Consider the following 6,854-nt stretch of genomic DNA (forward strand, 5'->3'; position numbering starts at 1 on the left):
ATGGAGCCGATGCTGGACGACTTCCGGCGGGTGCTGGAAGAGGTGTCGCTCGAGGCGCCGGCCATCCCGATCGTGTCGACGCTGACCGGCGTCCGGGCCACCGCCGAGGAGTTGACCTCGCCGGAGTACTGGGTACGGCACGTGCGCGAGTCGGTCCGCTTCGCCGATGCCATACACACGCTGATGAGCGAGGACATCGCGACGTTCGTCGAGGTCGGTCCGGGCGGCACGCTGGCCGCGCTGGGCCAGGAGACGGCCCCCGAGGCGGTCTTCGTGCCGGTGCTGCGCGCAGACCGCCCGGAGACGGCCGCCACCGCCATGGCCGCCGGGCACCTGCACGTACGCGGTGTCCGGGTGGACTGGGAGGCGTTCTTCGCCGGCAGCGGCGCCCGACGGGTCGACCTGCCCACGTACGCCTTCCAGCACCAACGCTACTGGCTGGACACCGGTGTGTCGGCGGGCGACCTGGACGCGGCGGGGCTCGGTTCGGCGGATCACCCGCTGCTCGGCGCGGTCCTCGACCCGGCCGACTCGGACGGGCAAGTCCTCACCGGCCGGCTGTCCCTGGAGTCCCACCCGTGGCTGGTCGATCACGCCATCCAGGGCGTGGTCCTGCTGCCCGGCACGGCCTTCGTCGAACTGGCGGTCCGGGCGGGCGACCAGCTCGGTTGCGACCGGATCGAGGAGCTGACGCTGGAGGTGCCGCTGATGGTGCCCGAGCGCGGCGGTGTGCGGGTGCAGGTGCGGGTCGATGTGCCGGACGAGTCCGGCCGACGCCCGCTGACGGTGCACGCGCGCGGAGACGAGGACGACCTGTGGGTACGGCACGCGAGCGGTGTGCTCGCCGTCGGCACCGACGTGCCGACGGCCGACACCGGCGTGTGGCCGCCGGTCGGGGCGGAGACCGTGGACCTGGAGGGGCTGTACGACCGTATGGCCGACAGTGGTTTCGGCTACGGTCCTGTGTTCCAGGGGCTGCGGGCGGCCTGGCGCAAGGGCGACGAGGTGTTCGCCGAGGTCGCGCTGCCCGAGGGCGTGGACGCGAACGGCTTCGGTCTGCACCCCGCGCTGCTGGACGCGGCGCTGCACGCCGTCGGGCTGATGGGCGACGGCGACACTGCCGGCGGGTTGCCGTTCGCGTGGTCGGGGGTGCGGCTGCACGCCGTCGGCGCGACGGTGCTGCGGGTGCGGCTGTCACCCGCCGGGGCGGACGCGGTGGCGCTGGCGGTGGCGGACGGGGCGGGCGCCCCGGTGGCCACGGTCGATTCGCTGGTGCTCCGCCCGGTGTCGGCGACGCTTCCGCGGCAGGGCTGGGAGTCGCTGTTCCGCCTGGACTGGGTGCCCGCCCCGGCGACGGCCGGCAACGCCGGTCCGGTGGCCGTGGCGGAGTTCGCGGACTGGGCCTCGGTACGGTCGGCCCTCGACGCGGGGGAGACGCTGCCGGAGCATGTCGTGGTGCGGTCCGCGAGCCCCGGTGAGGCGGCCGCGGTGCGCCCGGACGTGCTGGCCGCGCTGGAACTCGTACGGGGCTGGCTGGCCGACGAGCGCACCGCCGAGTCGAAGCTGGTGCTCCTCACCCGTGGCGCGGTGGCGGTCGGCGACGGGGACGACGTGCCCGCGCCCGCCTCGGCCGCGGTGTGGGGTCTGCTGCGCTCGGCGCAGTCGGAGCACCCCGATCGCCTGGTGCTGCTGGACGTCGACGCCGAGGGCGGGTGGACGTCGGCGCTCGCGACCGGTGAGCCCCAGCTCGCCGTACGGGACGGACGGGCCTTCGTGGCCCGGCTGGCCCGGGTACGGCCGGAGGCCGGCGGCACCGCCCCGGCGTTCGGACCGGACAGCTCGGTGCTGGTCACCGGCGCGTCCGGCGCACTGGGCGGCCTGACGGCCCGGCACCTGGCCGAACGGCACGGGGTGCGGCGGCTGGTGCTGGCCAGCAGGCGGGGCCTGGCGGCGGAGGGCGCCGAGGCGCTGCGGGACGAGCTGACCGCTCTCGGGGCCGAGGTCGCCGTGGTGGCCTGTGACGTGGCCGACCGGGACGCGGTGGCGGCGCTGCTCGCCGAACACCCCGTGACCGCCGTCGTGCACACCGCCGGTGTGCTGGCCGACGGCACGATCGGCTCGCTGACCGTTGAGCAGGTCGACACGGTGTTCCGGCCGAAGGCGGACGCGGCCTGGCACCTGCACGAATTGACCCGCGACCTGGACCTGTCGGCGTTCGTGCTGTTCTCCTCCGTGGCGGGCACCCTCGGCGGTCCCGGCCAGGGCAATTACGCGGCGGCCAACGCGTTCCTGGACGCGCTGGCCCGGCACCGCCGGGCGGCCGGGCTGCCCGCGACCTCCCTGGCGTGGGGCCTGTGGGCCGACGGCATGGGCGCGCGGGTGGCGGGAGCCGCCACGGCCGGGCTGTCCGCGACGGAGGGCCTCGCGCTGTTCGACGCGGCGACCTCCGGCACCGACCCGGTCGTCGTACCGATGCGGCTCGACCTGCGGGCCCTGCGTGAAGCGGACGTGCTACCGCCGGTGTTCGGCGGCCTGGTACGGGCCACGGGCCGCAGGGCGGCGGGCAGCGGGACCGACCCGGCTGCCGCGCTGCGGAGTCGGCTGACGCGGATGGCCGAGGAGGAGCGCGGCCGGGTGCTGCTGGACCTGGTCCGCACCCAGGCGGCCGCCGTGCTCGGTCACGACGGGCCGGAGGCGGTTGCGTCCGGCCAGGCGTTCACCGAGCTGGGCTTCGACTCGCTGACCGCCATCGACCTGCGCAACCGGTTGAACACCGCCACCGGGCTGCGCCTGCCGGCGACACTGGTCTTCGACCACCCGTCCCCCGAGGCGGTGGCCGCGTTCCTCGGTACCGAACTCGCGGGCGCCCCGGTCGTCGCCGCCCCGCGCGTGGTGGCCGCCGTGACCGACGAGCCGATCGCCATCGTCGCCATGAGCTGCCGCTACCCCGGCGGCGTCCGCTCGCCGGAGGACCTGTGGCGGCTGGTCGTCGACGGCGCCGAGGGCATCACTCCGTTCCCGGACGGGCGCGGCTGGGACGTGGAGGCCCTCTACGACCCCTCGGGCGAACGGGCCGGCAGCTCCTACACCCGCGAGGGCGGCTTCCTGCACGACGCCCACCTGTTCGACCCGGCGTTCTTCGGGATCTCGCCCCGCGAGGCGCTCGCCATGGACCCGCAGCACCGGCTGCTGCTGGAGACCTCCTGGGAGGCGTTCGAACGGGCGGGCATCGACCCCAGGTCGCTGCGGGGCAGCGCGACCGGCGTGTTCACGGGCGTGATGTACCACGACTACGCCTCTCGTCTGCACGGCGTCCCGAAGAACGTCGAGGGCTACCTCGGCACCGGCAACGCGGGCAGCGTCGCCTCCGGCCGGGTGTCCTACACGTTCGGGCTGGAGGGCCCCGCGATGACCGTGGACACGGCGTGCTCGTCGTCGCTGGTCGCCCTGCACCTGGCGGCGCAGGCGCTGCGGTCGGGCGAGTGCTCGCTCGCGCTCGCGGGCGGCGCCACCGTCATGGCGACCCCCGCCGCGTTCATCGACTTCAGCCGCCAGCAGGGCCTCGCCCCCGACGGCCGGTGCAAGTCGTTCTCCGTCGACGCCGACGGCACCGGCTGGGGAGAGGGCGTCGGCGTCCTCGTGCTGGAGCGGCTGTCGGACGCCGAGCGCCACGGCCACCCCGTGCTGGCGGTGGTGCGCGGCACGGCGGTCAACCAGGACGGTGCGTCGAACGGCCTGACCGCGCCGAACGGCCCCTCGCAGCAGCGGGTCATCCGGCAGGCACTCGCCAGTTCCGGACTCGCGCCCTCCGAGGTGGACGCGGTGGAGGCGCACGGCACCGGCACCACGCTGGGCGACCCGATCGAGGCGCAGGCGCTGCTGGCCACCTACGGCCAGGACCGCGCGGGGGAGCCGCTGTGGCTGGGCTCGCTGAAGTCCAACATCGGGCACACCCAGGCCGCCGCCGGTGTGGGCGGCGTCATCAAGATGGTCATGGCGCTGCGGCACGGCCTGCTGCCGAAGACGCTGCACGTCGGCGAGCCCTCGCCGCACATCGACTGGTCCGCCGGCGCGGTGGAGCTGCTGACCGAGGCGCGCGCGTGGCCGGCCGCGGACCGGCCCCGGCGGGCCGGCGTGTCGTCCTTCGGGTTCAGCGGCACCAACGCGCACGTCATCATCGAGTCCGCGTCGGACGCCGACGTCCCGCAGGCCCCCGACGCGCCGGCCGGTCCGTGGCTGGTGTCCGGCCGCACCGAGGCTGCCCTGCGGGAGCAGACGGTACGGCTGCGCGACTTCCTCGCCGCACGGCCCGACCTCGACCCGGCGGCCGTCGCCCGCGCGCTCGCGACCTCGCGGGCCGGGTTCGAGCACCGGCTCGCCGTCGTCGGACGCGACCGGGCCGACCTGCTGGCCGGGCTCACCGACGCCGTCGAGGGCCGGCCGGGAAGCGGCGTCGTCCAGGGCGTCGCCCAGCAGCGCCGGGTCGGCTTCCTGTTCTCCGGCCAGGGCTCGCAGCGGCTCGGCATGGGACGGGAACTGGCCACCCGTTTCCCGGTGTTCGCCAAGGCGCTGGAGGAGGTACTGGGCGCGTTCGACCCGCGGGTGCGTGAGGTGCTGTTCGGTGACGACGCCGACGCGATCGACCGGACGGGGACGGCGCAGCCCGCGCTGTTCGCGATCGAGGTCGCCCTGTTCCGTCTGCTGCAGTCGTGGGGTGTCCGGCCCGACGTCCTTGCGGGCCACTCGATCGGCGAGCTGGCAGCCGCGCACGTGGCGGGCGTCTGGTCACTGGCCGACGCCGTCACCGTGGTGACGGCCCGTGCCGCGCTGATGCAGGCGCTGCCCGAAGGCGGCGCGATGGTGGCGGTCACGGCCGCCGAGGCCGAGGTCGCGCCCGACCTGCCGGACACCGTGGGCATCGCGGCGGTCAACGGGCCCGCCTCGGTGGTCGTCTCCGGCGTCGCCGCCGACGTCGACGCGGTCGCGGAGCGCTGGCGCGCGGCCGGACGGAAGGTGACCCGCCTGCGGGTGAGCCATGCGTTCCACTCGCCGCTGATGGACCCGATGCTGGACGACTTCCGCCGGGTGCTGGAGGGCGTGTCGTACGCGGAGCCCGCCCTCCCGATCGTGTCCACGCTGACCGGCCGGCCGGCGACCGCCGGGGAACTCGCCGCACCTGAGTACTGGGTACGCCATGTGCGGGAGCCCGTACGCTTCGCGGACGCCGCGGCCGAGACGGGCGCGGACGTCCTCGTCGAGGTCGGGCCCGGCGGGGTGCTGTCGGCCCTGGGACCGCAGACCTCGCCGGACGCGGCCTTCGTCCCGCTGCTGCGCGGTGACCGGGCCGAGGACGACGCCGTCATGACCGCGCTCGCCGAACTGCACGTACGAGGGGTGCCCGTGGACTGGGCCGCCTGCTTCCCCGGCCCCGGCGCGCACGTCGACCTGCCCACGTACGCGTTCCAGTACCAGCGGTTCTGGCCGGACACGAGCCTCCGCGCGGACTCCGACGCGACCGGCCTCGGCCTCGGCTCCACCGACCACCCGCTGCTGGGCGCGGCGGTTGCGGTCGCGGACGAGGACACCGTCCTGTTCACGGGCAGGCTGTCGCTGGCGACACACCCGTGGCTCGCCGAGCACGAGATCATGGGATCGGCGCTGCTGCCCGGCACGGCCTTCGTCGAACTGGCCGTACGCGCCGGTGACCAGGTCGGCTGTGCCTCGGTGGAGGAACTGACGCTGGAGGCGCCGCTGGTGCTGTCCGGACACGGCGGCGTACAGGTCCAGGTACGGGTCGGCACGCCGGACGAGTCCGGCCGGCGCCCCCTCACGGTCCACGCGCGGGACGAGGCCGGCGACCTGCCGTGGGTCCGGCACGCCAGCGGTGTCCTGGCCGGTGGCGGCGGCGCTCCCACCGGCCTCGGCACCTGGCCGCCCGTGGGCGCGGAGGCCGTACCACTGGACGGCTTCTACGACGGGATGGCCGACGGCGGCTTCGCCTACGGGCCGGTGTTCCAGGGCCTGCGGGCAGCATGGCGGCACGGGGACGAGGTGTACGCCGAGGTCGCGCTGCCCGAGGAGGCCGGCGTCGACGGCTTCGGCCTCCACCCGGCGCTGCTGGACGCGGTGCTGCACGCGGTGGCGTTCGGGGTGCTGCCCCCGGTCGAGCACGGGCGGCTGCCGTTCGCGTGGTCGGGCGTGCGGCTGCACGCCTCCGGCGCGACGGCCCTGCGGGTACGGCTCACCCCGGCGGGACCGGACGCGGTGGCCCTGGCCGTCGCTGACGGCTCCGGCGCCCCGGTCGTGACCGTGGACTCCCTGGTGCTGCGCGCGGTGACACCGGACGCGCTGGGAGCGGCGCGCGGGCTCGACACGCTGTTCCGGCTCGACTGGGTGCCCGCTCCCGCGCCGACGGGGGTCGTGGACCTGGTGACGGAGTACGCGGACTGGGCCGCGCTACGGTCGACGCTGGACGCGGGCGAACCGCTGCCCGAGCACGTCGTGGTGCGCTGCGCGCCGCCCGGTGACGTGGATGCGGAGGAAGCGCGCCGACGGGTGCGCGACGTTCTGGAACTGCTCCGGGGCTGGCTGGCCGACGAGCGCTGCGCCGCGTCGCGGCTGGTGCTGGTGACCCGGGGTGCGGTGGCGGTCGGTGCCGAGCGGGACGTGCCGGATCCGACGGCGGCCGCGGTGTGGGGTCTGGTGCGTTCCGCGCGGGCGGAGAACCCCGACCGCTTCGTCCTCGTGGACGTCGACGAGGACGACTGGAAGCCGGCCGTCGCCGGCGCGGAACCCGAGCTGGCCGTGCGCGCCGGCGAGACGTTCGTGTCGCGCCTGACGCGCGTCCGTCCCGG

The 6,854-nt window shown here is 75.6% G+C and carries 1 pseudogene; it reads left to right on the forward strand.

Annotated elements, in window-relative coordinates:
* Positions 1-9: 9 nt before the first annotated feature.
* Positions 10-6,854: pseudogene (locus KYY02_RS33205) on the forward strand (type I polyketide synthase); the annotation flags it as partial.

The organism is Streptomyces pimonensis, from assembly GCF_041380215.1.
Lineage (GTDB): Bacteria > Actinomycetota > Actinomycetes > Streptomycetales > Streptomycetaceae > Streptomyces > Streptomyces pimonensis.